The sequence below is a fragment of the Streptomyces sp. CB03234 genome (genome assembly GCF_001905885.1).
Classification (GTDB): Bacteria; Actinomycetota; Actinomycetes; order Streptomycetales; family Streptomycetaceae; genus Streptomyces.
Genome location: NZ_LIYH01000008.1, coordinates 372,489 through 396,464 on the forward strand (window position 1 = coordinate 372,489; position 23,976 = coordinate 396,464).

Annotated in this window: 15 protein-coding genes; 8 read left to right on the forward strand and 7 right to left on the reverse strand. The window is 74.1% G+C overall.

The window, feature by feature from the left end; all coding sequences use genetic code 11:
• Positions 1-85 precede the first annotated feature (85 nt).
• The 4 genes from AMK26_RS32515 to AMK26_RS32535 all read left to right on the forward strand — a co-directional run bounded on the left by AMK26_RS32515 (position 86) and on the right by AMK26_RS32535 (position 5,503).
• Positions 86-1,408, forward strand: coding sequence for a HEAT repeat domain-containing protein (locus tag AMK26_RS32515; protein ID WP_079277921.1), 1,323 nt, complete (start codon positions 86-88; stop codon positions 1,406-1,408).
• A gap of 27 nt (positions 1,409-1,435) precedes the next feature.
• Positions 1,436-2,086: a DUF6073 family protein gene (locus AMK26_RS32520; RefSeq protein WP_073759213.1), complete on the forward strand. Its 651-nt coding sequence runs from the start codon at positions 1,436-1,438 to the stop codon at positions 2,084-2,086.
• A 153-nt stretch (positions 2,087-2,239) separates the two neighbouring features.
• Positions 2,240-4,453 carry a methyltransferase domain-containing protein gene (locus AMK26_RS35935; protein ID WP_158071166.1) on the forward strand — a complete coding sequence of 738 codons (2,214 nt, stop codon included), beginning with the start codon at positions 2,240-2,242 and terminating at the stop codon, positions 4,451-4,453.
• 15 nt (positions 4,454-4,468) lie between these two features.
• On the forward strand, positions 4,469-5,503 hold the full coding sequence (locus AMK26_RS32535) for a methyltransferase (RefSeq protein ID WP_073759215.1): 1,035 nt from the start codon (positions 4,469-4,471) through the stop codon (positions 5,501-5,503).
• Between the two features lie 73 nt (positions 5,504-5,576).
• On the opposite strand, the gene AMK26_RS32540 is transcribed toward AMK26_RS32535, so the two are convergent.
• From AMK26_RS32540 to AMK26_RS32570, 7 genes are all read right to left on the reverse strand, one after another.
• Positions 5,577-6,020, reverse strand: a complete 444-nt coding sequence (locus tag AMK26_RS32540; protein WP_073759217.1) for an acyl-CoA thioesterase — start codon at positions 6,018-6,020, stop codon at positions 5,577-5,579.
• Complete coding sequence (locus AMK26_RS32545; protein WP_073759219.1) at positions 6,017-12,346, reverse strand: type I polyketide synthase; 6,330 nt, start codon at positions 12,344-12,346, stop codon at positions 6,017-6,019. Before AMK26_RS32545 ends, AMK26_RS32540 begins: the two co-directional genes overlap by 4 nt.
• Positions 12,343-13,353, reverse strand: a complete 1,011-nt coding sequence (locus AMK26_RS32550) for an enediyne biosynthesis protein UnbU (RefSeq protein WP_073759221.1) — start codon at positions 13,351-13,353, stop codon at positions 12,343-12,345. Before AMK26_RS32550 ends, AMK26_RS32545 begins: the two co-directional genes overlap by 4 nt.
• A gap of 9 nt (positions 13,354-13,362) precedes the next feature.
• Positions 13,363-15,321 carry an FG-GAP repeat domain-containing protein gene (locus tag AMK26_RS32555; RefSeq protein ID WP_073759223.1) on the reverse strand — a complete coding sequence of 653 codons (1,959 nt, stop codon included), beginning with the start codon at positions 15,319-15,321 and terminating at the stop codon, positions 13,363-13,365.
• A gap of 225 nt (positions 15,322-15,546) precedes the next feature.
• Entirely contained in the window at positions 15,547-16,515 is a 969-nt protein-coding gene (locus AMK26_RS32560) for a DUF1702 family protein (protein WP_158071167.1), read from the reverse strand.
• A 257-nt stretch (positions 16,516-16,772) separates the two neighbouring features.
• Positions 16,773-17,612 (reverse strand): SDR family NAD(P)-dependent oxidoreductase, encoded by an 840-nt coding sequence (locus AMK26_RS32565; protein WP_079277924.1) that lies wholly within the window; start codon positions 17,610-17,612, stop codon positions 16,773-16,775.
• Positions 17,613-17,704: 92 nt separating this feature from the next.
• Positions 17,705-18,448 (reverse strand): winged helix-turn-helix transcriptional regulator, encoded by a 744-nt coding sequence (locus AMK26_RS32570; protein WP_073759225.1) that lies wholly within the window; start codon positions 18,446-18,448, stop codon positions 17,705-17,707.
• A gap of 168 nt (positions 18,449-18,616) precedes the next feature.
• On the opposite strand from AMK26_RS32570, the gene AMK26_RS32575 reads away from it, so the two are divergent.
• From AMK26_RS32575 to AMK26_RS32590, 4 genes are read left to right on the forward strand one after another with little or no spacing between them, the layout of a single operon-like run.
• Positions 18,617-19,726 (forward strand): class I SAM-dependent methyltransferase, encoded by a 1,110-nt coding sequence (locus AMK26_RS32575; RefSeq protein ID WP_079277925.1) that lies wholly within the window; start codon positions 18,617-18,619, stop codon positions 19,724-19,726.
• A gap of 30 nt (positions 19,727-19,756) precedes the next feature.
• A complete protein-coding gene (locus AMK26_RS32580) occupies positions 19,757-21,211 on the forward strand; it encodes an alpha/beta fold hydrolase (RefSeq protein WP_073759227.1) in 1,455 nt (484 codons plus the stop codon).
• A complete protein-coding gene (locus AMK26_RS32585; RefSeq protein WP_073759229.1) occupies positions 21,208-22,677 on the forward strand; it encodes an alpha/beta fold hydrolase in 1,470 nt (489 codons plus the stop codon). Before AMK26_RS32580 ends, AMK26_RS32585 begins: the two co-directional genes overlap by 4 nt.
• A gap of 16 nt (positions 22,678-22,693) precedes the next feature.
• On the forward strand, positions 22,694-23,956 hold the full coding sequence (locus tag AMK26_RS32590; protein WP_073759289.1) for a cytochrome P450 family protein: 1,263 nt from the start codon (positions 22,694-22,696) through the stop codon (positions 23,954-23,956).
• Positions 23,957-23,976 lie beyond the last annotated feature (20 nt).

Consider the following 23,976-nt stretch of genomic DNA (forward strand, 5'->3'; position numbering starts at 1 on the left):
CTTGCCAACTTGAGAGAAGGCACACCAGCAAAACTCACTTAACTTACAGATAGCGATGTGCCCTCAAGGGAAGGAAGCGCAGAACATGGCTATCGACTTGTGCAACAAGTCCCCGGCCGCTCTCGCCGACGGCAAAGCGGGCGCCTGGGCGGACGCGGCGGCGGACCCCGTCCTGCTGGAGGACCTGGGTACGGAGCAGCGGGACGCGCTGAACTTCGCGTACCGCACCACCCTCAGCAACGTCGACCCGCGCTTCGTCGCCGGTGACCCCGCGGCCTGGGCCAGCGACTTCGGCTACGCCCTGGACCGGGTGGCCATCCGGCTGGACAACCGCAGCAACGACGAGCTGCGCGACCAGGCGCTGAACCACCCCGACCCGGCGATGCGCGAGCAGGCGCTCTTCGAGTACGCGGACCGGGACCACGGCGACGCGATCGAGCTGCTGGCCGAGGCCATCCGCAACGACCGCGACCGCCAGGTGCGCTGGGACGCGCTGTGGGCCGTGGAGAAGCTGGGCGGCCCGGAGGCCGTGGCGACGCTCCAGACGTTCCTCAAGGACTCCGACCCGGAGATCGCCGAGTGGTCCAAGCTGTTCATCAGCGAGCTGCAGACCGGTGACCCGGCCTTCGACGGGCGGGCCGGCAGGTTCACGCCGGGCCGCACCTTCGACGAGACGATCTTCCTGCTGATCCACTGCGACCTCTACGTGCGGCTGGACGACTCCAACCAGCACTGGGGCAAGATCTCGCTGGCCCCGCAGGGCCTGGCGCGGATCTACGGCCAGGCGCACGCCTGCCCGAACGTCGCGACCCGCGAGAAGCAGCTCGTCATCGCGAAGACCATCGAGGGCCTGCACGCCGACGGCTCCCCGCACGTGGACAACTACCTGTTCCGTGGCTTCACGGACCGTACCCGCCGGGACCGGGGCAACTTCTTCTTCGAGTCGCTCGTGCCCCGGCCGTTCTTCAAGTCGGGCCGTGCCGACGACCCGTCGGCGGGCGTCCGCGAGGCCAACATCGGCTTCGCCCGCTACGGCACCTGGCACCTGGAGCCGCAGTTCAAGGTCCACGACGAGTGGGCGATCCGGTACGTCCGCGGCCGCTTCCAGGGCTGGGGCCACGTCAACCTCGCCCGGATCGCGGGCCAGCCCCTGGAGCAGATCCTCACCCCCGGCAACGGCGTCCTGTCGACCCTGCACGACCCCGAGGTCGGCCCGATGACCAACGCGTTCATCCTCGGCACGTTCAAGGGCAAGCTGAACGACTGGGACGGCGACGGCGTCATCGACCTGAACTCGCGCGACGTGTACTCGACCGTCGACGGCGAGATCGACACCGACCAGGACGGCATTCCCGACCAGCCGGGGCTTACCTGCTGCGACTGGACCACGCAGCAGCGACTGCCCTGACATCCCCGATCCACCGAAAGGAGAGAGATGTCCACCGAGACACAGCAGCCGTCCGTGGTCTTCGGCCGCCCGGTCACCACCGACGGCGTGCCCAACCGCTACTCCGGCACCGACGTGACGCCCTGGACGCCGCCCGTTCCGGGCATCGACAACCTCGGCATCACCTCGGTCGACACCTTCGCCGTGCCCGGCGTCGGTGAGTACACCGTGTCGTTCAGCGGCTTCGTGCGCGTGGTGCGCTCCGAGCCGACGTCCGAGGAGTGGTCGAACGCCGAGGTGTACACCAACCTCATCGAGATGAAGATGGAGGGCTCCTGCGAGGAGCTCGGCCCCATCACGGTCACACTCAACCCGGACTGCCTGTCCGCCGGGCAGATCCGCACCCCGTTCGACCCGTACGCGGGTGAGGGCCCGGCCGCCAAGGCGTGCCGTATGGCCGTGGGCGCCATCTTCGACATGCCCAAGCTGGGGCTGAAGCTGGTCAACAAGGAGCCGATCATCCTCACGATCGACGACGTGCGCCAGATTCCGCCGGCCGGCTCGCCCGGCAAGGGCCAGATCTACCGGATGCTGCCGCTGCACGACATCAAACGCCAGGAGGACTCGCCGATCGCCTATGTGACGAGCCTGCGCTTCACCATGGGCGGCTACCTGCCCAAGGAGCAGTTCGGCGCGTAGGAACGGCGGTGGCCGGCGGGGACGACACCCCGCCGGCCGCTTTCTCGTACGCCCCGGAGTCCCGCACGCCCGGTGTCCCGTACTCCGGGTGTCCCGTAGCTCCGGTGTCCCGTACCTCCGGTGTCCCGTATGCCCCAGACGAGGAAGGTGCCCATGACAGCCGAACCCCCGCGCCCGCACCCGCCTTTCGCCCCGGCGACCGGTCTCGGCCGTGCCGCCGCGGCCTTCCCACCCCTCCAGGGCAGCGCCGTACCCGTGGCGCAGGAGCGGTGGGAGCGGCTGGTCAGCACCGTCACCGTGCCGGAGTCCCCCGGCGAGGTGTGGGCCGCGCTCACCGATCCCGAACGCGTCGCGCAGTGGCTCGCGGTGTGCCGCGGCGCCTGGGCCGTGGCGGGGCGCGAGTCGATGCTGGACTTCGAGGACGGCGAGTTCTTCTGGTGCCGCACCCTCGCCGCCGTACCGCCGCGGGCGCACACGTCCGGCAGGCTGCGGCTGCTGTGGCGGTGGGTGGGGGTCGGGCCGGCCACGGCGGTGACGTGGACCATCGCCCCGGCCGGCCCCATGAGCGGGACGGGCGGTTGCACGGTGACCGTCGTCGAGGAGGCCGAGAACCCACCGTCGGACTGGCGGTCGTGGAACGGCATGGGCTGGCCGGGCATCCTCGACCAGCTCGCCGCGCACCTGCGGACCGGGACCGGCTGGCGGTGGCCGTGGCGGCGGGTCGGGCCGTACCTCCAGATACCGCTGCCCGTGTCGCCGTACCGGGCGTGGCAGGAGCTGACCGGCCCGGGCGGGGTGCAGCACTGGCTGCAGCGCTCGACCGGGTCGCTGGCGCCGGACGAGGAACTGACACTCGTCATGGGCGACGCCAGCGGGACGGTACGGATGCGGGTGACACGGATGGTGGACGCCGCGCAGGAGTTCCCCTCGTACATGCCGTACCTGGAGTTCGAGCTGCGGCGACCGTCGTGGACGGCGGCGCTGGGCGGACGGCTGTGGATCGAACCGGCGGGGCTGGAGGGGTCGTTGCTCCAGGTCTGCCACTTCGGGTGGGAGAACCTCGACATCGCGGACCCGGTGACCGAGCGGAAGCTGCTCACGGGCTACTGGACGGCGGCCGCGGGCCGCGCCCACACGCTGTTCCTGCCGCAGGGCGCGCCGGCCGGGCCGCACGGGTGGTCGGTGAGCGCCGCGGCCGCCCACCCGGGGTCCGTGCCGGGAATGCCCGGCGGGGCCATGGCCGCGATGGCCGGCGGGGCGGTGCCCGGGATGCCGCCGGGGACCGATCCGGTGGAGGTACGGGAATTCCTGGAGCGGGCCGTCGGTGACCTCGGCGCGGCCATGGCGGGCGTGCTGTGCGCCCTCGGGGTACGGCTGGGACTGTTCACCGCGCTGGCCGGGGGCGGCCCGGCGACGCCCGCCGAACTCGCGGAGCGCTCCGGCCTGTCGGAGCGGTACGTCACCGAGTGGCTGCGCGGCCTGGCCGCCGCCGGGTACGTGGAGCACGACCCGGACGACGGCCGGTTCACGCTGCCCGCGGCGCACGCGGCGGTGCTCGCGTTCGAGGGGTCGCCGTTCCACATGGCGCCGGGGTACGAGCTGCTGCCGCCGCTCGCGGCCGCCGTCGACGAGGTGGCCGACGTCTTCCGTACCGGTGAGGGCGTCGCGCGGTCCGCGTACGCCGACGGGCTGTTCACGGCGATGGAGCGGATGAGCGCGACCTGGCTGGACGGGCTGCTGACCGACCACTGGATCCCGGCGGTCGACGGCCTGCTGCCCGCGCTGGAGAAGGGCGGGGCCGTCGCGGACATCGGCTGCGGCGGGGGGCGGGCGCTGCTGCGGATGGCGCGGGCCTTCGAGAACTGCCGGTTCACCGGGTACGACCTGCACGGCCCGAACGTGCGGCGCGCCCGCGAGGCCGTCGCCGCCGCCGGCCTCGACGGCCGGGTGACGGTGGAGGAGGCCGACGCGGGCGGCGCGCTCGCGGCCCTCGCGAAGAAGGACGGCGGGCCGGGCGGGCCGCTGGTGCTGGTGACCCTGTTCGACGTGCTGCACGACGTCGCCGCGCCCGAGGAGCTGCTGCGCACCGTACGGGAGGCGCTGGCGCCGCACGGGACGCTGCTGGTGCTGGAGTCGCTGTCCGCCGACGACCCCGCGGACAACACCGGGCCGCAGTCCACCGTGCTGTACGCCACGAGCACCCTGTACTGCCTGCCGACCGCGCTCGCCGACGGCGCGCCCGGCCTCGGCACGCTCGGTCTGCCGCCCGGCCGGATCCGCGACCTGGCCGAAGCGGCCGGCTTCGGCCGGGTCGAGCAGGTGCCGACCGGCAATCCGTTCACCGCGCTGTACGCGCTGCGTCCCTAGGAGGGCAGGACAGCCATGGCCGACGACGACGCGTTCGTCCACCTGCTGCGGCTCAAGGACACGATGACCCCGTGGGCGCTGCGGGCCGTGGTGACGCTCGGCGTGCCCGACCTCGTCGCCGAGGGCGAGAAGGACGTCTCCGAACTGGCCCAACGGTCGGGCGCCGTGCCCGACGCGCTGCGCCGGGTGCTGCGGCTGCTCGCCCGGCGCGGCGTCTTCACGGAGCCGCGCCCCGCCGTGTTCGGGCCGACCGGCCTGTCCCGGCTGCTCCAGAGCGATCACCCGCGCAGCATGCGCCCGTGGCTCGATCTGGAGGGCCCGGTGGCACGGGGCGACCGGACGTGTGTGCACATCCTGGAGGCACTGCGCACCGGCGGCCCGGTCCACGAACGGACGTACGGGCGCCCCGTGTGGGAGGACCTGGCGGCCCGGCCGGCGCTGGGGGCCGCGTTCGACGCGGCGATGGCGCAGCGCGCCTCCTGGATCGCCGGGGACGTCGCGGCCGGGTTCGACTGGTCGGCGGTCCGGCATGTGATGGACGTCGGCGGCGGTACGGGCGGGGTGCTGGCCGAGGTACTGCGCGCCCGACCGGGGCTGAAGGGAACGCTGCTGGACCGGGCGCCGACGGTGGCGGCGGGGCGCGAGGCGTGGGGCGCGTCGGAGGCCGGGCAGCGGTGCACGTTCAGCGGCGGCAGCTTCTTCGACACGCTGCCGTCGGGCGCGGACGCCTGTCTGCTCGTCAACGTGCTGCACGACTGGGCGGACGAGCACGCGCTGGCCGTGCTGCGCCGGTGCGCCGAGGCGGTCGGCCCGCGGGGCCGGGTGCTGATCGCGGAGCACCTGGTGGAGGAGGGCGCGGGCGGCCCGGGGGCGGCGGGGCTCGCCGAGCTGGATCTGGTGATGATGCTGGTGTACGGGGGCCGGGAGCGCCGCCTCGACGAGCTGGCGGATCTGGCCGGGAAGGCGGGGCTGCGGATCGGTGACGTGTCGATGACGCCGCGGGGCCTGTCGCTGGTGGTGTGCGAGGCGGAGACGTCGGCGGCCGGCTGACGCCCGCCGGGGCTGCGCGTCCCAACGGCCCGGTGCCCAGAGGGCGCCGGGCCGTTCGGCGTGCGGCTCGGGTTCAGCGCACGGCGGCGACGGGCTGGTACGGCTCCAGGGCGGCGCGCAGCTCCAGCGGAACGGGCTCGGGTTCCATGCGGTCGCCGTCGCGCCGCATGCAGGCGATGGTCTGGTGGCCGCGGGCGACCAGCTCCCGGGGGCCGGGGGCGGCCCGCCAGTACGCGAAGTCCATGGTGACGCGGCTGCCCGCGACGTGTCGGAGCGACATGTGGATGTCGATGTCGTCCAGGGCACGGCACTCGCGCAGGTACTCCATGCCGCAGGCCACGGTGACCAGGGCGAGGCCGTCGTCGAGCGCGGCCACGGTCTGCGGGGCGTGCTCGGCGAGAAAGCTCTCGCGGCAGTGGCCCTGCCACCGTACGTAGTGGGCGAAGTAGACGTTGCCGGTGAGGTTGGTCTCCTCGAACGGCACGCGGTGGCGGTGGACGTAGGCGGGTCGGGTCATGAGGGCGTGTGGTTCCTTTCTGCGGGCGTCCGGGCGGTCGGGCGGGCCCCGGCGGGGGTGCCGACGCAGAGGGACACGGCGACGGGGTGGGGCAGGCCGGCGACATCCGCCACCACGCTGGCGATCCGGAACTCGCCGGAGCGCAGCAGCACCCAGCCGTCGTCGGCGGCGCGTTCCACGAGGAGGGGCGCGCCGGGGTCCGTACCCAGGTCCACGCCGAGCTTGGTCAGGGTCTCGCGACAGGTCCAGGCGCGGGTGAAAGCGTGCTGCGGGCCTTCGCCGGTGAGGGCGGCGAGCTGCTCCGCGGCGGCCGCGGCCTGCCGGCCGAGTACGTCGTCGCCGCGGCGTGCGGGCTGCTCTTCGGTGACGCCCTCCCAGTCCACGGCCACGGGCCGGTCGGCCACGGCGACGAGGACGTGGCCGGCGTGGTGGCTCGCCGAGACGAAGCCCTTCTCGGCGACGAGGCGCCCGTCGGGGGCCCGGGTGACGTAGGAGTGCCGGCCGTCGCCGAGGAGCGCGGAGGCCAGTGCCGGGGAACGCCCGGAGGGGCGCCCGTCGCCGTCGCCGGGGGCGCCGACGGCCAGGTCGGCCCGGGCGTCGGGCAGCAGCCGGTCCAGGGCCCGGGCCAGGTACGGGCCGAGGAGCTCGGCGGTCCACGGCGCCGTACGGGGCAGCGGGCCGACGTCCTTGAGCCGCAGGCCCTGCCAGGTCTCGAGGAGCGTGCCGTCGGCAGCCTCCACGGTCAGGTCGTAGCGGTAGCCGTCGGCGTCCTGGGCGGTCTCGTACGCCCGGACGACTACCGTGCCGCCGCTCGGGGCGCGCCGGTGGATCCGTACGGCGTCCACGGCGACGGGCAGGACCCGGCGGTGCGGGACACAGCCCTGGAGGAGATGGATGAAGGTGTCCCGCAGGCCGGGGTCGCCCAGGGCCAGGTACGGGCTGTGGAACCCGCTGAACCACTCAGCCCCGGCCGCCGCGTCCACCACGGCCTCGCACCGCCGGCCGCTGAGCAGCTCGTAGCGGCGGAGGTGGTGGAAACGGGGGCCGTGGAAGAACAGGTCGCCGTAGTACGGCGACCTGGGGCCGCCGTCCGTCGCCGGACCGGGCCGGTGCGGCACACCGCCGGGACGGTCGGCGCCCCCGGGAACGGGCCCGCTCGGCGTGGTCCCGCTCGGCGTGGTCCCGATCGGCGTGGTCCCGATCGGCGTGGTGCCGGCGGCGGTGCCGGCCGGGGAGATTCCGGGCGCCGGGGCGCGGGTCCCGGGCCAGGTTCCGGGCCCGGGGGCAGGCCCGGCGGCGATCCCGGCCGCGGGCTCCGTCGGAGCGGCCTCGGCCGTCGCCTCGGCCGTCGCCTCGGCAGAGGGCGCCGCCGTGCTGCCGGTCGGGGCGCACGCGGTGCCAGGTGCGGCGGTTCGGGGCGCGGATCCGTTCGCGGGCGCGGTGCCGGTGGCGGTTTGGGGGGTGGCCGTGGACGGGAGGGGTGCGGCCAGGGGGCCGGAGTCGTGGCCCGGGAAGCGGCAGCGGGCACGGAAGTGGTCGACGGCGAAGCCGGTTTCGGCGCTGCGCAGGACCGTTTCGACGGTGCCGTCGTCGTGCCGCAGCGCGGCGACGCGCACGGTACGCGAGCCGTGGCCGGGTACCGTGACCGGCCGTTGGAAGACGGTGTCCGTGAAGCCGGGCGGCGGCAGCCGCTGTCCGCCCGACGCGCCGGTGACGGCGGCCGCCGCCTGGGCCATGGCCTCCAGGCCGACCACCGCGGGAAGTACGGGTACGCCGTCGATGACGTGGTCGGCGAGGTACGGATCGGTGCCCAGGCTCAGCTCCGCGTCGGCCACCAGCTCCACACCCGGCTGGTGCACCACCGGCTGCTCCAGGAACCGCGACAGCGGCAGCCCCTCGTCACTGTGGTGCAGCGTCCGCATGCGCGGCAGCCGTCCCGCCACCATGACCGTGTTCGGCAGGTCCGGCGCCGCCAGCAGCGACAGCAGCAGGTCCGTGCCCGTGGCGACCGGGATGGGCGCCACGCCCCGGCGGCGCAGGGACTCCACGGCGCCGAGCCGGTGCGCCATGCCGGCGCCCGACCACTGCGACCACTCGACGTTCAGGCAGCGGCAGTGCGGCAGCGCCGCGGCGGTCTCCTCCACGCGGAGCCGCAGCAGTTCGTTGGCGAGGGCGTAGTCGGACTCCCCCGGTACGCCGATGCGCGCGATGACCGATCCGAAGGTGACGAGCAGCCGCAGGCGCCCGGTGTCGACGGCCGCGAGTACGGCGTCGAGGCCGCCGGTCTTGGGCGCGGTGGCGGCGTGCAGCCGCTGAGGTGTGAGGGTTTCCAGGAGTCCCGGTTCGTTGAGCCCCGCGCAGTGGAGTACGGCCGTGACCGGCCCGAGGTGTCCGGCGGCCTCGGTGGTCCGGGCGCGGAGGGCGGCCGGGTCGGTGACGTCGGCCCGAAGGTAGCGGACGGTGAGTCCGGCGTCGTGGAACCGTCGCAGGTTGCCGGCGACTTCGTCGTCCTCCTCCGGGCGGCTGCGGCCGACGAGGGCGAGCCGGACACCGGTGGCGCGGGCGAGCGCGAGGGCGCACTCGGCGCCGATGCCCTTGGCTCCGCCGGTGACGAGGCACACGTCGTCGGGACCGAGCGGGACGGTTGCCGGGTCGGGCGGGGGCAACGGCCGGTGGGCGGTGACCAGGAGGTGGCGGGCGCCCTCGTCGTCGTACGTCACCTCGGTGTAGCCGGTGACGCCCCGCGCGGCCTCGGCGGCGGCCCAGCGGATGCCGTCGGGGTTCGACGGCACGTCAACAGCGAGGCAGGCCAGGTCGGGGCGTTCGACGGCGATGCTGCGGGCCATCGCCGCGCCCACGCCCCGGTGGTGGACCAGCACGAGCGGCCCCGGCCCGGAGACGGCCGCGTGCACGGCCGCGGCCCAGGCTTCGACGGGCGCGGCCGCCGGGCCCGGCTCGTGCGGCGGGAGCACGACGACCGTGGCGCGGGGCCCGGTGCCGTCGGGGAACGCCTCGCGAATGGTGTCGCCCAGGGGGTGCGCGTCGGCGGCCCGGGTCCAGGCGTACGCGGGTGTGTCCCCCGGTACGGGCCCGGGGTGCGGACTCGGCACGAGGCGGTGCGTGTACGCGCGCACCCAGGGCCCGACGCCCGCGGTGCCGCCCGTGTCGCCGTCGCCACAGCCGGCCGGGGGCAGTTCGGCGAGATACGCGGCGAGCCCGCCGACGGTCGCGTTGGCGAGCGGCGCGGTGGTGGCGGGCGCGGCCCGGCCGAGGCGTGCGGCGGTGTCGGCGGCGATCTGCGCGACGCGCAGCGAGTTGACGTGCAGATCGGCGAGGAGCAGGTCGTCGGCGCGGATCGACTCGGGGTCGAGCTCCAGGGCGCCGGCGATCACGGCACGTACGACGGACAACGGGTCGTCGTCGGGGGTCGCATGGCTCTGTGGGGCGCCCGGCTCGGCGGCGGCGCTCCGGGCCTGGGCGGACGGGCGCCCGGCTTCGGGACCGTTCGCCGTGTGTGGCGGCCGGGCGCCGGTGAGGGTGTGGCCGGGGTCGGACGGGTCCGGGGGTGGGGCGAGTTCGCAGGGGTTGGTGAGGAAGCGGCGGGGGCGGGTCAGGTCGATGGGGCGGGAGAAGCGGTGGCGGGTCCAGGGTGACGGGTCGGCCCCGCACGCCGCGTACAGGGCGGCCGTGGCGGTGGCCACGACCTCGGGTCCGCCGGTCGTGTCGAGCGACAGCACCGGTAGGTCGGTGCCGGGGGCGGCCAGCGTGGTCAGGGCGCGGCCGGGGCCGACCTCCAGCAGCAGGTCGGCGTGGCGGGCGAGTTCCCGTACCCCGCTGGCGAACGCCACGGGCGCGAGAATCTGTTCGGTGAGGAGGGCCGCCAGGTCGGCGTCCGGCGCGACGACCGTCCCGGTGACGGAGGACACCACCGTACGGGTGAGCGGAGCCAGCGGGGCGTCCGCGAAGCAGCGGGCGAGCGGGGCCAGGGCGGGGCGCATCGCGGCCGAGTGGAAGGCGTGCGAAACGGGGAGCGGCAGCGCGGGCGTGCCTTCGCGGGCCGCCCGCTCCCGGATCAGGTCGAGTACGGGCAGGGGCCCGGCGACGGTGACATGGCGGGGCCCGTTGACGGCGGCCACGACGGCGTCGGTGCCGTGCAGCAGGGCCTCGGCGGCGTCGGGCGGCGCCGCGACGGCGAGCATGCCGCCGCCGGATTCGGCGTGCCGGGCCATCAGGGAGCCGCGCGCGGCCGCGAGCCGGACGGCGTCGGCCGGGGCCAGGGCGCCGGCCCAGCACAGGGCGGTCAGCTCACCGAGGCTGTGGCCGAGCGCGGCGTCCGCCCGTACGCCGAGCTCGTCGAGGTAGCGCAGCCCCGCCAGGGAGCCCGCCACGACGGCGGGCTGGACGACGGCGGTGTCGGCGGCCGACTGGGCAGGCGGTTCGGCGGACGGCCCGGTCTCCGGTTCCTTCGCCTGCGGTACCGCGACGAACAGGTCGTCCACCGGGACCAGTCGGCTCAGCGTCCCGGCGGCCGTGTGGGCCTCCGTCCCCTGGCCCGGGAACAGCAGGCCGAGGCGGGCCGCGGGGCCGGACCCCGTGAACGTACCGTCGCGTGTGTCGGCCGTGAACGCCCGGTCCTGGGCGTCGTCCCGGAGCCGCCCCGCCGCGTGCCGGAGGCGCTCGGCGAGCTGGGCCGGGTCGCCGGCCACGACGGCGGTGCGCCAGCGGCGGCCGGGGTCGGCGCGACGGACGAGCTCGGCCGCCGCGTCGACGAACTCCGCCCCGGACAGGGTCTCCGCGGTCGTGGCGAGCGTCTGGAGGCGGGACGCCAGGTCGTGGGGGTCGTCGGCGCTGACGGGGAACACCTCCCGGCCGGGCGCGGGCGCGTACCTGCGGCGGTCGACGGCGGTGAGCACCGAGGGGCGCGGGGCCGGTCCCGTACCGACCACGACATGGGCGTTGATGCCGCCGAAGCCCAGGGAGTTGACGGAGGCGTGGCGCTCCCGGTCCGGCCAGTCCTCCGGTTCCGCGAGGGTACGCAGGGCGGCGCCGTCCGCACCGAGCAGCGGGTGCGGGTCGGGGCACCCGGTGGTGGGCGGCAGCACGCCGTCCCGGACGGCGAGGACCGCCTTGATCAGCCCGGCGACACCGGCCGCGGCCTTGGTGTGGCCGATGTTCGCCTTGATGCTGCCGAGCGCGGGCGGCCGCACTCCACCGGCACCCGCTGCTCTCAGTTCGGCGTCCAGCACGGCCAGTTCGACGTCGTCACCGACAGCCGTTCCCGTACCGTGGCCTTCGACCAGGCCCGTGCGCTCGGGACCGAACCCCGCCCGGGCGTAGGCGCGGCGCAGGGCGAGGGCCTGCCCGGTGCGCTCCGGGCGGGTGAGGCCGCCGTGGCCGTCGGACGCCAGCCCCCAGCCCTCGATGCGGGCGTGGACGCGCAGGCCCATGCGTACGGCGTCGTCCTCGCGGGCGAGGGCGACCATGCCGCAGCCCTCGCCGGGCAGGAACCCGGTGGGGTTGCGGTCGTAGACGCGCATGGTGCCGCGGGCGAGTGCGCCGAGGCGCGAGAAGCCGACCAGCTCGAACGGGTCGAGGCTGAGGTCGACGCCGCCGGCCAGCGCGAAGTCCAGGTCGCCCTGGGCGAGCGCGGCACACGCGGTGGCGACGGAGATGAGCGAGGAGGCGCAGGCGCCGTCGACGGTGTAGCCGGCGCCGTGGAAGTCGAAGTGGTTGCAGACGCGCCCGCTGATGGTGTTGGCGAGCCCGCCGGCGAGGGTCTCGTCGCCGGGGGCGGGGAACGGTGCCTTGTAGGCCTCCTCCAGCGCCTGGAGGAGTTCGCGGCGCTCGGCGGGGGCCGTGCCCCGGTCGCGCAGAACCTGGTCCAGGGTGCGGCGGACGTACGGCCAGCGGAGCCGTACGAGTCCGGCACGGGAGAACTCGCCGGTGAGGGAGTTGCCGATGACGACGCCCGCGCGGTCGCGGTCGAGGCCGTCGCCGTCCGGGAGTCCGGCGTCGCGCAGGGCGGCGGCCGCGACGTCCAGGGCGAGCCAGTGGGTCAGGTCGGTGGCGCGGTAGGCGGGGCCCGGTACGCGGAACGCGGAGCGGTCGAAGGTCCAGTTCTCCAGGACGGCGGCCTGTCGGGCGTGGATGCCGTCCGGGGCGTCGGGGCCTCCGGGTCCTTCCTGGTAGTCGGCGACGCGGAGCCGTTCGGGCGGGATGCGGCGGAAGGCCCGGCGCCCGGCGAGCACGGTCTGCCACAGCTGGTGGGGGTCGTCGGCGTCGGGGTACCGGCACGCCATGCCGACGACGGCGATCGTGGACGTCACGAAGCCTCCTTGGACGTGGCGCCGGCGGCGGCACGGGCCGGCCCCGTGGCCGTGCGGGTCCTGAGCCGGTCCCAGAGGGGCCGTGTCACGGGCAGGCTCACCAGGGCCAGCCACCGCACGAGGCACACGATGCCGAGGGCGAAGAAGAACCCGAAGCTGACGTGGAACACCATCAGGACCCCGTACGCGGCGGCGATGCCCAGGCCGAACGCGAACTGACGGCGCGGCGGGAAGGGGGTCGTCCCCGGGTCGCTGATCATGTAGTTGGTGTAGAGGATGAACGCGACGCCGGTCATCGGCAGGAGCGCGCCGGCGAGCCAGACGTCGGTGACGGCGGACCGGATGAGCGCCTGGAGGACGAACCCGGCGATCCAGCCGTACAGCAGGGGCATCTTCCCCGTCAGCTTGGCGTTGAGCATGGTCCCGGCGACGAGCACGACCAGCGGGATGATCCACCGCACGATGCCGGGCGGGTACTCGGTGAACTGGTACGGCGGTGCGATGCCCACCCAGGGGAACAGCAGCAGTGCGGCGACGATGCCGGTGTTGGACGGGTTGAGTACGTGCTGCGACTTGCCGCGGACGCGGGCGCGTACGACGTACTTGGAACCGATGCCGACGGCGGCCGCGAACGCCACGGGCCAGAGGCGGTCGTTGGCGTACAGCAGCATCGAGCAGGCGAGGCCGGTGATGTGGGCGGGCAGCATGAAGTCGAGGACCTCGCCGAAGCTGCCCGCCAGGTAGCGGGGCCGTCGGCCGTGGGCGGCGGCGTCGGCGGTCTCCAGGAGGAGTTCGACGGCGTACGCGACACCGACGGCGACGAACGGCGTGATGAAGGCCTGTTCGAAGCCGAGCCAGGCGAGGCCGACGATGTTGAGGACCGTGATGGACAGGGCGAAGCGGCGCAGGGCCTTGCTGCGGCGCTGTGCGGGGCTGAGCCCCGGCTCGGCTGTCGCGGGCGCGGCGGCTTCGGCGGCCGCGGTGGAGGCGGGGACGGTGGTGGTCACGGGTACCCCTCAGCTCTGCGGGCGGGTGGTCGCGGTCCGGGCGGGATCGGTGAGGACGACGGTGTGCCGGCCGGGCTGGAACGTCCGGGTGATCCGGTGCTGTCCGGCGGCGTCGCGCCAGCTGATCTCGGCGGTGACGGGTGCGGCCGCGCCGCCGGCCGCACCGGCCTTCGCGTGCGCGCCGAGGCCGAACTGCAGGTCGGTGGTGTTGACGCCGGTGTGGCCGTTGGCCGGCTGGAGCTGCTGGGCGGTCACCCGGCCGTCGGCCGTGCGCAGTGTGACGCGGGCGCCGATCGCGGGGGTCGTCGCCGTGCCGTCGCCGGTGGCGGCCGGGACGCGGAGGCGCAGCGTCAAGTGCGGTGCGGCCGGGCTGAGGTTGTGGTGGTACGAGGAGTCGCCCCACTGGTTGGCGACGACGATGTCGAGGCGGCCGTCGCCGTCGGCGTCGGTGACGGCGAACGACCGGCTCGGCACGTCCTGCCGCAGTCCGGACTCGTCGGCGAGGTCGGTGTAGCGGCCGTCGGCGTTCCGTACCCAGAAGCGGTTGTCGGCGTCGCCGGACAGGTCGTCGCCGGGGACGATGTCGGGCCAGCTGCGCGGCGAGTGGAGGACGCTGTCGTTGGCCATGGCGAGTTCCTGGAGCTCGGGCCAGCGGTTGATGTGGCCCTTGACGAACCCGACGGCCTGGAGGATCTCCGGTGAGCCGTTGTTGTCGAAGTCGCCGGTCTTGACGTCCCAGGACCAGCCGGAGCGGGACAGGCCGAGGTCCTCGCTGCGGTCGCGGTAGGGGGCGGTACCGCTGAGCAGGTCCGAGGCGGGGCCGTCCTTGGTGAAGACGAAGTTGCTCTCGTGCAGGGCGTACGGGAGCGTGATGTTGCTGACCAGGATGTCGGGTTCTCCCGTGCCGGTCAGATCGGCGAAGGCGACGCCCATGCCCTTGAAGGAGTCCCGTCCCAGCACCTTCGACTTGGGTGTCATGACGTCGCGGCGGCCCTCGGCGAGCGTCAGGCGGACGCGGCCCGGCTCGGAGCGGTTGACGAGGAGGCGGTCGGCGCCGAAGTCGTTGGCGATGTACAGCTCGGCGCGGCCGTCGCCGGTGAGGTCCTGGGCGCCGAGCGCGAGCGCCCAGCCGTTGCGGGCGGCGGACGGGAGGGCGTCGGGGAGGTCCTCGAAAGCGGCGGTGGGCCGGGTGCCGGTGGTACCGGACGTCCATCGCAGGACGTGCGCGGTGCCGGCGTTGCGGGCGTTGGACATGCCGTCCTGCATGGCCATGCGCGGGTCGTCCGCGGCCCTGGGGTCGAGCACCCTGGCGCCGTCGGGGAAGTAGTTGCCGACGAGGATGTCGGGGCGGCCGTCGCCGTCGATGTCGGTGTGGTTGACGGTGGTCGTGTTCCACACCTGCATGGGTGAGACGAGTTCGGTGGCGTGGAACGCCTGGGCCGTGGGTGTGGCGGCCCCGTCGCGGCGCAGGAAGAGGACCGGGGAGCGGCCCCAGTAGAAGACGAGGACGCCGGTACGGCCGTGCTGCGCGAAGTCGCCGGTGACGCAGCCCATCGGGGCCATGGTCGACGGGTCCCAGGGCAGGCCGGTGCCGGCGGGGGTGAGCGTGAACGGCTCGTACGTGCCGCCGGATCCGGGCAGGGGCCGTACGGTGACGGAGTCGTCGCGCGGGTCGACGAGGCACACGTCGCCCTCGCGGCCGGTGCCGGCGATGTCGCCGACGGCGGCACCGGCGCCCACGGCCGAGATCCAGCCGGATATCCGCTCCAGGGCGGGCTGGACCTGGCGGACGTCGCGGGCGTTGGGTGGCTCTTCGTTGAGTGCGGTGCGGGAGAATTGGAACCTGCTCGCGAGTTCTGCTCGCTCCGCCGCCGGCGTTCCTGGCTGGCGGGCGGCGATTCCGAGACAGGAGGCGACCACGACCGCCACGACGGGGGCGGCGAGGGCACGCCAGGGACGACGGAGCATGTTCCCTCCGGAATTCGACGCCGGGATGTGGTGCGGTTCGGGATTTTCCGTGCGTGAGCGCGTGAGCGCGTGAGCGCCTGAGCGCCTGAGCGCGGAAACGCAGAACGGGCGGCAAACGGAAAATGTGCAACGGGGAATGGCGGTTTCCGTGCAGGACGGAATCCGTGGAATGTGCTCGCGGGGTGAAACGGGTGACGCGATGTGAAACGTGCGCCGTGCGGCGGATCAGCCGGCGGTGACGGCCCGGCGGGCGATCAGCACTCTCCAGAGCAGGTAGTCGTCGAGGCTTCCGTCGCCGAGGAGTTGGTCGCGCGCGGCGACGGTCCAGTCGGCGGCGGCGTCCACGTCGGTCCCGGTCAGCCGGGGTACGGCCCGCCGGGTGTGCTCGGGGACGTGTCCTGCGTGGCGGCGGGCCTCCGCCGCGAACGCGGCGCCCTGGGCGAGGTCGGGGCCGTACGGTCCGGCGTGGGCGCGCAGCCGGTCCAGCTCGTCGTCGTCGGCGCCCCCGGCGTAGCAGGCGGCCAGGCCGACGCCGCTCCACAGGTGGCCGCGCCGGTCCTCGGGGAAAGCGCCCACGGTCCGGGCGATGCGGTCGGGGTCGGCGGCCTCCAGGAACCACAGGCTGCGGCCGAGGCCCTGGTGGCGGACGGCGGCTGCGCGGCCGGGCGTGGCACCGCGCGCGTACCGGGCGACGGCGGCGCGGCCGCCGAAGAAGCCGTGCGAGAAGCCGTGCCCATCGAGGGCGAGCCACTGGTGCAGCGGGTCGAGGCGGAGGAGGGCACGGGCGCCGGGGTGGCGGAGCCGGGCCAGGGCCCAGCCGGCGCCGACGTGGATGAGGTGCGTGTACGCGCGGCCGGGGCCTTCCCGCAGCACTGTGGTGCGACGGCCGCGGCCGAACAGGGCGGTGTCGAGCAGGGCGTACGCCATGCCGGCGCCCTCGTACGCGAAGCCGCGCTCACCGGCGTCGAGGTGGCCGAGCTCGTGGTGGGTGACCGAAGGGGTGGACCGGACGGCGGTGTTGAAGCCGCCCAGGAAGGCACGTGCGTGGCGTTCCAGGATGTCGCGGCTCGTCGGCCGCCCGCAGTGGAATCCGCGGGCGGCGAAATCGGCCAGTCCCGCACCGAGTTGCAGACGCCGGCCCCAGCGCGACGCGGCGGGGGCCCGGCGGAGGCCGGAACGTAAATGCGGCGGCACTGACGGCCATACGGACATGGGGCGCCCTCCGTTTTCCGGGGCGGTGCGCGTGGAAGCGCGGCGCGTTCCGCCCGGTCGTATTGGGTGATGTCCCGCATGTGCAATGCGCAAGGCGTGCTCGGCCGAATCGACCGGCACCGGCTGGTCGGTTCCTTTGCCGACGGCAAGCGCAATGCGCATATTGCTATCAGTTGCTGAAGTGACTGTCAACGGCACAAGTCCCCGTCCGGGCGTGGTGCCCGGACGGGGCGGAGAAGTCAGGCCACTTGTTCCGTGGGGCGCAGCAGTATCTCGTTGAGGGCGATGTGCCTGGGCCGGGTGACGGTGTAGGCGATGGCGTCGGCCACATCGGCCGGGGCCAGCGGCGGTCCGGGGTCGAAGCCGTCGGCGAGTGCGGCGAGCACCTCCGGCCGTGACTGGAGGGGCAGTTCGGTGGCGACGAAGCCGGGTTCGATGACCGAGACCCGTACGTAGCGCCGGGTCACCTCTTGACGGAGTGACTCGCTGAAGGCGTTGACTCCGGCTTTCGCGGCGTTGTAGACGGCCGTGCCGGGTGTCGCGATCCGGCCGCCGACGGAGCTGACGTTGACGACGTCCGCCACCTGCCGGGGTGCGCTGCGGGCGGCGCGCAGCAGATGCGGGAGGGCGGCGCGGGTGACGAGGGCGACGCCCATGAGGTCGAGCCGGACCATGCGCCACCACTCGTCCGTGGGGGCGTCCTCGACGGGGCCGAGCAGTAGGACGCCGGCGTTGTTGACCACGATGTCGAGCCGGCCGGCGGCGCCGACAGCCGCCTCCACGGCGGCGTGGGCGCCCGGTTCTTCGCCGAGGTCGGCCTGGACCGCGTGGGCCTCGCCGCCGTTGCCGGTGATCTTCTCCGCGACCTGCCGGAGGCGGTCGGCGCGGCGGGCGACGAGGGTGACATGGGCTCCGCGCTCGGCGAGTGCGAGGGCGACGGCCTCGCCGATGCCGCTGGAGGCACCGGTCACCAGGGCGGCGGTGCCGGCCAGTTCACGACCGGGCGTCGCGGGCCTGTAAGGCGTGGCGGGCGCGGTGGAAGCCGCGGGCGCGGTGGAGTGCGTGGCGGATTCGGTCATGGTGCGAGTCCCTTCTCCGGTGTCGGTCGGGCGGGCGACGCCGACGGGGGCGCGGTCCGCGACCTCGGAGGACTCAGAGGACTGATGGACCGTCAGACGCTTCCGGAACCGGTCGACGCCACGGTCGACGCCGCGGTCGAGGCCGCGGGCGGAGCCCCCGCCGGCGCCGGGCGTCTCGGGGCGTCGAGCAGGCCCATGAACTCCATGCAGCGCTGCACGGCGTCGTAGTGGCCGTCGATCCTGAGCCGCCCGGAGAGCAGGGCCTCGAACGGGGTGCGCATCTCGGCGCCGATGCGCACGAAAGTGTCCGCGTCCGTCGTGACCACCAGGGCGGGCTCGGCGGCGGGTCCCCGCCGGGTGGCGGCGGTGCCGTCGCGCACCTCGATGTGGAAGACCTCGTCGGCCACCCGGAACTCGTAGGCCTCATCGACACCGTGCACGGGCCGGCCCTGGATCATCGCCTGGACGGCCAGGAAACCCCAGGCGGCGCGGGCGCAGCCGGACGTGGCGTCCTCCTCGGTGAGGAAGGGCATGCCCCAGCGGGCGAGTGACAGCAGTGGTTCCCTGAGTTGCTCCCCTCGGGGCGTGAGTCGGTACTGCCGGCCGCGGCCGTCGCCGGGAACCGGGGCCGCCTCGATCACGCCGTGGTCGGTGAGTGCGCGCAAGCGGTCCGAGAGCAGGTTCGGGCCGAGGCCCGGCAGGTTGGCCAGCAGCTCGTTGAACCGCGCCGGGCCGATGAGCAGTTCCCGTACGACCAGCAGCGCCCAGCGCTCACCGATCACGTTCAGCCCGGCGGCGAGCCCGCAGAACTGGCCGTAGCTCCGCTTACCCGTCATGACGTGTCCTCAGTATTCTCACCGCATCACTATCGATGATAGTAGCAATCTCGGCCAACGTGCTCCAAGGCCCAGGGGGCGTCAGCAACCTGAGAGAAGGCCCCCTTCCGGCGGGCCACCTAGAGTCGTGCCGCCTCACGATCCCCGACCCCTTTGGGAGGCGCCGTGATGGAGGCTCAGACCCGTGGCCTGGACATGGCCGCGACGGAGGCATTCGCCGGCCGTTTCCTGGACGACATGGGCGGCGGCATGGTCAGCATCATGTGCGCGCTCGGCGACCAGCTCGGGCTGTTCCGCGCGCTGGCCGAGCAGGGCCCCTCCGGCAGCGCGGACCTCGCGTCCCGCACCGGGCTCGACGAGCGGTACGTACGGGAGTGGCTGCTGTGCCTGTCGAGCGCGGGCTACGTGACGGTCGACCCGGGTGACCCGGACGGTACGGGCGACGGCGGCGCCGACCGGTTCACGCTGCCCGCCGAGCACGCCGCCGTGGTGGCGTTCGAGGAGTCGCCGTTCTTCATGGGCGGCGCCTCGCGGCTCGTACCGGCCCTGGCGGCGATGAGCGACGCGCTGGTGGAGGCGTTCCGCACGGGTGCGGGTGTGCCGCAGGAGCGGTATCCCGCCGCCCTGTACCGGACCATGTGGCAGATGAGCTCCAGCTGGCTGAACACGCTGCTGCTCCCGCAGTGGATCCCGGCGATCGACGGCCTGGCGAAGCGGCTGGAGTCGGGTGCGCCGGTCGCCCATGTCGGCAGCGGCGGCGGCCGCGCCCTGGTGCTGCTCGCGCAGGCGTTCCCGAACTGCCGCTGCACGGGCTACGACCGGCTGCGGCTCAACGTGGAGCGCGCACGGCAGGAGGCCGCGGACGCCGGTGTGACCGACCGCGTCGAGATCGTCGAGGGCGACGCGGAGCGGCTGCTGCCCGCGACCGGGGACCACGCCCTGGTCATGTGCTTCGACGTGCTGCACGACGCGCCCGACCCAGCGGCGGCCCTGCGCGCGGTGCGCGGGGCGCTGGCGCCCGACGGTGTGTTCCTGCTCCTGGAGAGCAACGGCGCGGACCGGCCCGCCGACAACAGCGGGTCCGCCGCCGCGATGCTGTACGGGGCGAGCGTGCTGTACAGCGTGCCCGCGTCGCGTGCGGCCGGCGGCGCGGCGCTCGGACTGATGGGCCTGCCGCCGGGGAAGGTGCGCGCGCTGTGCGCCGAGGCCGGGCTGCGGTCCGTGAAGCGACTGCCGAGCCCCACGCCCCTCAACGCCCTGTACGAGATCCGTCCTTGACACACCGCGAGCTGAGGAGATGGGGAAGTAGTGACGGAACATCGATCCGTACGGTTCTCCGCGCCGCGCCCCTCGTGGCGTCCGGCCGGGGACGACACGCCCCTGGCCGGTCTGGAGTGCGCGACCGTGACCGTTCCGGTGGACCACGCCCGGCCCGACGGGCCCACGCTCGAAGTGGCCCTGGCCCGGCACCCCGCCCGCTCCGCCGGGCGGCGGCGCGGGGTCCTGCTGGTCGGTCCCGACGACCCGGGCAATCCGGGCACGCTGCTGGTGCCGCAGCTGGTGCGCGACCTGCCGGCGGACGTGCTGGACGGGTACGACGTCGTGGGCTTCGACCACCGGTTCAGCGGCGGCAGCGCGCCCCTGTCCTGCGGTCTGACGCCCGACCAGTGGCTGTGGATCTTCCACCGGCCACAGGACGTGGAGAGCGAGGCGCGGTTCCAGCGGGCGGTCGTGGAGCGGTGCTTCGACGCGGCCGGTGACGTCCTGCCGTATCTGACGTCCCGCGACATCGCCCGCGACATGGACGTGATCCGCCGCGCACTCGGTGAGGACCGCATCTCCTACCTGGGGCATTCCTACGGCTCCTACCTGGGCGCGGTGTGGACGCAAATGTTCGGCGAGCACGCCGACCGCGTCGTCCTGGACAGCGTCATCGATCCGTCGTCGGTGTGGCGGCGGATGTTCCTGGACTACGCCGTGAGCTGCGAGGCCGCGCTGGAGCGCTGGGCGCACTGGGCGGCGGAGCGGGACGGCGAGCTGGACCTGGGCCGTGACGCACCCACCGTACGGGCGGCCCTGGACGCGCTGGCGGGGCGGGCCGATCGCGAGCCGCTGCCGGTGGCGGGGATGCCGGTGGACGGCACGATGCTGCGGCTGTTCACGATGGTGCTGCTCAGCAGCGACCGCGCCTGGGGTTTCCTCGGCGACATCGTCAGGGCCGCCGTCCACGGGGACGAGGCGGCGCCGTCGACACTGCGGGCGCTGGGCGCGATGTTCGGGCGGGGCAAGGAGGAGAGCGGCGCCGTGGCGCAGCTCGGCGTGCTGTGCGGGGACGCTGCGTGGCCGCGCGACATGGAGGTGTACCGGCGGGACCTGGCCGGGCACGGTGCGCGGCATCCCTTCATCGGGCCCGCGATGGCAGGCCCGAAGGCGGGTGCGTTCTGGCCGGTGCCGCCGGCCGAGCCGGTGACGGTGCTCGGTGCGGACAACCGGGCGGAGAGCGTCCTGCTGGTCCAGTCGGAGCAGGACATGTTCACGCCCGCCCGGGGTGCCCGGCGGATGCGGGAACTCCTCGCCCACAACACGCGTCTGGTCACGCTGGCCGGTGCCGTGCAGCACCGTGTCTTCCCGTTCCACGGCGACCCGGGCGTGAACCGCGCGGCCGCCGCGTACCTGCTGACCGGAAAGCTGCCGGACACCGACCTCACGCTGCGCGCGGCGGCGGCGGACGGCGGCCCGGCCGGGGAAGGGAGCCCGTCGTGACGGCCGCCCGGCACGAACCCCACCTGCTCACCGACGCCGTACGGGCCTTCCAGGCGCAGTCGCCCGTGTGGCGCCCGGCGGACGACGAGGAGGCACTGCGCGGCCTGGAGGCGGCCGAGCTGACGGTCCCGCTCGACTACCGCGCGCCCGCCGGCCGCACGCTCACGCTCGGCCTGGTCCGCCACCGGGCGACCGCCCCCGAGCGGCGGCGCGGTGTGCTGCTGGTCGGTCCTGGCGACGACCTGGGCAACCGGGGCACGCTCCTCGGCGCGCAGCTCGTGGGGCAGTTGCCGAAGGAGGTGCTGGCCCAGTACGACGTGGTGGCCTTCGACCACCGGTTCATGGGCCGCAGCAGCCCCGTGGTGTGCGGGCTCGAACCGGAGGAGCGGTTCTGGGTCTTCCACCACCCGCGCGACTTCGACCACGAGGTGCGGTTCCAGGCGAACGTCGCGGCGAAGGTGGCCGAGCACGCCCTGGACATCCTCCCGTACGCCAGCTCCCGCAACATCGCCCGGGACATCGAGGTGATCAGGGGCGCGCTGGGCGAGGACCGGATCTCGTACCTCGGCTATTCGTACGGTACGTACCTGGGCGCTGTGTGGACGCAGATGTTCGGCGAGCACGCCGACCGGGTGGTGCTGGACAGCATCTGCAGCCCGGACTGGGTGTGGCGGGGGCTGTTCACGGACTTCCCGCCCAACGGCGAGCGGGCGCTGACGCGGTGGGCCCGCTGGGCCGCCGCGCGCGACGCCGACCTGGGGCTGGGCGCCACGGACGGGGCGGTGCGCGCGGCGTACGACGGGGTGCTGGCCCGGGTCGACACCGACCGCGAGGTGACGGTCGCGGGATTCCCGCTGGACCGTACGCTGGCCCGGCTGATCGTGGTCGGCATGCTCAACAGCGACCGCAACTACCCGTTCCTGGGTGACATCGTGCGCTCGGCGGTGCACGGCGGGCAGCTGGAGCCGGCCACGATGGGCTTCCTCGGCCAGATGTTCGGGCAGCCGAAGGAGGAGAGCGGCACGGTGGCGCAGCTCGCCATCCTCGCCGGCGACTGGGCGTGGCCGCGTAATGTCGACCTGTACGAGCGCGACATGGAGCGGGCGTCCCGTACGCACCCGTTCACCGGGGCGGCGATGGCCGGCATCAAGGCGCCCGCGTTCTGGCCCGTGCCGCCCAGCGAGCCGGTGACCCGGCTCGGTCCGGACAACCCGGCGGACAGCATCCTCCTCGTCCAGGCCGCCGACGACATGTCGACACCCCTGGCAGCCGCCCGCCGGATGCGGGAGGTCCTGGGCGACACGTCCCGGCTGCTCACCGTGGCGGACACGGCGCACCACCGCGTGTTCCCGTTCTACGGCAATCCGGGCGCGGACGAGCTCGTCACCGCGTACCTCGTCGACGGCGAGCTGCCCGCGGCCGACGTCACCCGACCGAATCCCGCTCCGATGGTTCCGACGGTCTAGTCAGGAGGTACGTGTCATGGCCGATCCGCGGCCGGGGGCCCCGGGGCCTCACGAGCTGTACGCGACCGACGCCCGGACCGATCCGTATCCCGTGTACGCGCGGATGCGGGCGAAGGCCCCGGTCCATCTGATCCGCGACCCGAACGGCATCGAGCACTGGCTGATCACACGCTACGAGGACGCCCGGGCGGCGCTCGCCGACGGCAGGCTGTCCCGCGACCCGAAGCACGCGTGGGAGGCGCTGCGCCGGTCGGGCCTGTACGCGGAGGGTGAGGAGGGCTCCGAGCCGCACATGCTCAACTGCGACCCGCCCGACCACACGCGGCTGCGGAAGCTGGTCGCGAAGGCGTTCACACCGCGCCGTGTGGAGGCCATGCAGCCGCGCGTGCAGCAGATCACGGACGGGCTGATCGACACGTTCGCCGGGCGGGGCACAGCCGATCTGATCACGGAGCTGGCGTTCCCGCTGCCGATCACCGTCATCTGCGAGCTGCTCGGCGTGCCGGTGGCGGACCGGGCGCAGTTCCGGGTCTGGAGCACGGCCGCGCTGACCCCGACGTACGAGGACGACGCGCCGATGCCGCCGCACGAGGCGAACCGGCTGCTGCGCGGCTACTTCACGGACCTGGTCGCGGAGAAGCGCCGGGCATCGGGTACGGCGACCGGCAACGAGGACGCCCAGCCGGATCTGCTGAGCGCGCTGATCGTGGCGTCGACGGAGGACGGCCGGCTCACCGAGCAGGAGCTGATCTCGACAGCGGGCCTGCTGCTGGTGGCCGGCCACGAGACGACGGTCAACCTGATCGGTAACGGCATGCTGGCGCTGCTGCGCAACCGCGACCAGCTGGCGCTGCTGCGCTCGCGGCCGGAGCTGCTGCCGCGGGCCGTCGAGGAGTTCCTGCGCTACGACGGTCCGGTGGAACGGGCCATGCTGCGGGTCGCGACGCAGGACGTGGAGATCGGCGGGACGCTGATCCCGAAGGGGTCGATCGTCACGGTCGGAGTGGCGTCGGCGCACCGGGACCCGGAGCGCTATCCGGACCCGGACCGGCTGGACATCACGCGCGGCGATCGCTCGCACCTGGGGTTCGGGCACGGTATCCACTTCTGCATCGGCGCCCCGGTGTCGCGGATGGAGGGCCGGATCGCGGTGGGCACGCTGCTGCGGCGGCTGCCGGACATCGCCCTGGACGACGCGGCGGGCGCGCTGCGCTGGCGCCCCACGGGGGTACTGCGGGGCCTGGAGGCGCTGCCGGTGCGGTTCTCACCCCGGACGTGAGCGGCCTCGTGACGAGGCGG

What these genes read in the sequence shown, in the direction of transcription:
- AMK26_RS32515 (WP_079277921.1), top strand. Translation starts at nt 86, where the DNA reads ATGGCTATCGACTTGTGCAACAAGTCCCCGGCCGCTCTCGCCGACGGC.
- AMK26_RS32520 (WP_073759213.1), top strand. Translation starts at nt 1,436, where the DNA reads ATGTCCACCGAGACACAGCAGCCGTCCGTGGTCTTCGGCCGCCCGGTC.
- AMK26_RS35935 (WP_158071166.1), top strand. Translation starts at nt 2,240, where the DNA reads ATGACAGCCGAACCCCCGCGCCCGCACCCGCCTTTCGCCCCGGCGACC.
- AMK26_RS32535 (WP_073759215.1), top strand. Translation starts at nt 4,469, where the DNA reads ATGGCCGACGACGACGCGTTCGTCCACCTGCTGCGGCTCAAGGACACG.
- AMK26_RS32540 (WP_073759217.1), bottom strand. Translation starts at nt 6,020, where the DNA reads ATGACCCGACCCGCCTACGTCCACCGCCACCGCGTGCCGTTCGAGGAG.
- AMK26_RS32555 (WP_073759223.1), bottom strand. Translation starts at nt 15,321, where the DNA reads ATGCTCCGTCGTCCCTGGCGTGCCCTCGCCGCCCCCGTCGTGGCGGTC.
- AMK26_RS32565 (WP_079277924.1), bottom strand. Translation starts at nt 17,612, where the DNA reads ATGACCGAATCCGCCACGCACTCCACCGCGCCCGCGGCTTCCACCGCG.
- AMK26_RS32570 (WP_073759225.1), bottom strand. Translation starts at nt 18,448, where the DNA reads ATGACGGGTAAGCGGAGCTACGGCCAGTTCTGCGGGCTCGCCGCCGGG.
- AMK26_RS32575 (WP_079277925.1), top strand. Translation starts at nt 18,617, where the DNA reads ATGGAGGCTCAGACCCGTGGCCTGGACATGGCCGCGACGGAGGCATTC.
- AMK26_RS32590 (WP_073759289.1), top strand. Translation starts at nt 22,694, where the DNA reads ATGGCCGATCCGCGGCCGGGGGCCCCGGGGCCTCACGAGCTGTACGCG.